The sequence below is a fragment of the Acinetobacter sp. YH12126 genome, assembly GCF_013418745.1.
Taxonomy (GTDB): domain Bacteria; phylum Pseudomonadota; class Gammaproteobacteria; order Pseudomonadales; family Moraxellaceae; genus Acinetobacter; species Acinetobacter amyesii.
In genome coordinates, this window is the sequence record NZ_VPBM01000052.1 from 1 (window position 1) to 1,180 (window position 1,180).

The 1,180-nt window shown below is 35.8% G+C and carries 1 protein-coding gene; it reads right to left on the reverse strand.

Annotated elements, in window-relative coordinates:
- Positions 1 to 18: 18 nt before the first annotated feature.
- Positions 19 to 1,109 (reverse strand): IS4-like element ISAba1 family transposase gene (locus FTU62_RS17235; protein ID WP_085940648.1). Its coding sequence is split into 2 segments (ribosomal slippage): positions 19 to 569 and positions 569 to 1,109, totalling 1,092 coding nucleotides; the frame shifts between segments, so codons are not numbered across the junction.
- Positions 1,110 to 1,180 lie beyond the last annotated feature (71 nt).

Consider the following 1,180-nt stretch of genomic DNA (forward strand, 5'->3'; position numbering starts at 1 on the left):
CTCTGTACACGACAAATTTCACAGAACCCTTATCCTATCAGGATTCTGCTTTCTTAAAATTGCCAAAATTTCCTTAAACTCTTCTTTTTTCCCAAAACCAATTAAACGCTGAATCGCCATTTGAACATAGTCTAAACCATAGCGAAATAAACTCATTGAGAGTCGTCCATGCTTCTTTATTTTTATCGCTTTTTTTTGATTATGTTGCCATTCACCCGTTAAGTAACACCAACAGAAGCTTATAGCTAACACCGCAATCAATTTTTTCACTCGTCTAGGGTCTGTCAAGCGCGTATTTTCAAGATTAAACCCGCGTCCTTTGAGACAACTGAATAAGGTTTCAATTTCCCAGCGTAATGCATAATCCTGAATAGCATTGGCATTAAACTGAGGAGAAACGACGAGTAAAAGCTCTCCATTTTCTAACTGTAGTGCACTTATATATAGTTTCACCCGACCAACCAAAATCCGTCGTTTACGACATTCAATTTGACCAACTTTAAGATGGCGAAATAAATCACTAATTTTATGATTCTTTCCTAAATGATTGGTGACAATGAAGTTTTTTTAACACGAATGCAGAAGTTGATGTCTTGTTCAATTAACCATGTAAACCACTGCTCACCGATAAACTCTCTGTCTGCGAACACATTCACAATACGGTCTTTACCAAAAATGGCTATAAAGCGTTGAATCAAAGCAATACGCTCTTTCGTATCTGAATTTCCACGTTTATTAAGCAATGTCCAAAGGATAGGTATCGCTATTCCACGATAAACGATTGCGAGCATCAGGATATTAATATTTCGTTTTCCCCATTTCCAATTGGTTCTATCTAAAGTCAGTTGCACTTGGTCGAATGAAAACATATTGAAAATCAACTGAGAAATTTGACGATAATCAAAATACTGACCTGCAAAGAAGCGCTGCATACGTCGATAAAATGATTGTGGTAAACACTTGATGGGCAAGGCTTTAGATGCAGAAGAAAGATTACATGTTTGCTTTAAAATAATCACAAGCATGATGAGCGCAAAGCACTTTAAATGTGACTTGTTCCATTTTAGAGATTTGTTTAAGATAAGATATAACTCATTGAGATGTGTCATAGTATTCGTCGTTAGAAAACAATTATTGTGACATTATTTCAATGAGTTATCTATTTTTGTCGTGTACAGAG